Source organism: Lamprobacter sp. (genome assembly GCF_034860625.1).
In the GTDB taxonomy this organism is placed as follows: Bacteria; Pseudomonadota; Gammaproteobacteria; order Chromatiales; family Chromatiaceae; genus Lamprobacter.
Window position 1 is genome coordinate 1 of the sequence record NZ_JAYESN010000616.1, and the last position, 960, is coordinate 960.

Consider the following 960-nt stretch of genomic DNA (forward strand, 5'->3'; position numbering starts at 1 on the left):
CGCCAGCAGTTGGCCGCCTTTTTGGCGGATTTCGCTATCGGTCATCATCGGTGATTTGTTGCCGCAATTCGTCTGCGGAGACGCGCACCAGTTGACCATCTCGAACCATGACGATGCCGGTGTCGGTCTGTATGGCGGTCTTGCGGGCCGATTGTGCGGCGCGTTGCATGGCGCCGAGCGAGGCACGCAGATCGGGATCCCTGGCTTGGGAAATATCGCGCGGTTTCATGAGTGTTCTCCCCATCCCAGCAAGACGGGCTGGTCTTCGGTATTGTCGTACTTCGCCCAAGTATGGACGCTGTGCTTGTAATGCCGATCAAAGTTGTTGAGTCCCGCGACGAAGCGGCGTCGAATGACCGCCTCGGGAATCGCATGTCCGCCCTGACGCACCCGTTCGGCCACCCGGGCGATGGCGGTTTCGGCGTTGGGCAAGGCCAGAAAAAACAGGCTGATGTGATAGCCCGCCGCCCGCCATTGATCGATTCTCTGCACATAGCTCAATCCCGACAAGGTGGTCTCGAAGGCAAAGCTGTCACCACGGCGCACGCAAGCCGCGATCTCTTCCAGCATCAATCGCCCCGCCTTGATGGCCGCCGCCTCGGGCTGAAAGGGCGACAACCCGGCGGCAATCAAATCGGCGTTGATGAAACGCGGGCACTGAGCATCCTGAGGCAGAAAGGAACGCGCGAAGGTGGTCTTTCCCGCCCCATTCGGGCCGGCAATGATGATGATCTTTTTGCCCGTCACCTGTTCTGCGCCTCGGGGCTGGGGAAGAGTTGCTGCATCAGCCCTTTCTTGTGGGTCTTGAGGGCGCTGAGTTTGTCCGCCTGGGCGGCGATCAGGGCGTCGAGGGAGGAAAGGCAGGCGGCGATTTTTTGTTGTTCCGGAAGACTAGGGATCAAGACGACTATTGCGCTCAGCGTTTCTTGACCTATGTTATATCGGGTACTGCCTGCACTG

At 59.6% G+C, this 960-nt stretch carries 3 protein-coding genes; all 3 read right to left on the minus strand.

The window, feature by feature from the left end:
• Nucleotides 1–34 precede the first annotated feature (34 nt).
• On the minus strand, nucleotides 35–229 hold the full coding sequence (locus tag VBE63_RS30240) for a hypothetical protein (RefSeq protein ID WP_323686662.1): 195 nt from the start codon (nucleotides 227–229) through the stop codon (nucleotides 35–37).
• On the minus strand, nucleotides 226–747 hold the full coding sequence (locus VBE63_RS30245) for a zeta toxin family protein (protein ID WP_323686663.1): 522 nt from the start codon (nucleotides 745–747) through the stop codon (nucleotides 226–228). Before VBE63_RS30245 ends, VBE63_RS30240 begins: the two co-directional genes overlap by 4 nt.
• The coding region (locus tag VBE63_RS30250; RefSeq protein WP_323686664.1) for a restriction endonuclease subunit S at nucleotides 744–960 on the minus strand (217 nt) is incomplete at its 5' end. The genes VBE63_RS30245 and VBE63_RS30250, both read right to left, overlap by 4 nt.

Excerpts from the sequence above, each read along its gene's own strand:
- VBE63_RS30240 (WP_323686662.1), bottom strand. The coding sequence starts at position 229 with ATGAAACCGCGCGATATTTCCCAAGCCAGGGATCCCGATCTGCGTGCC.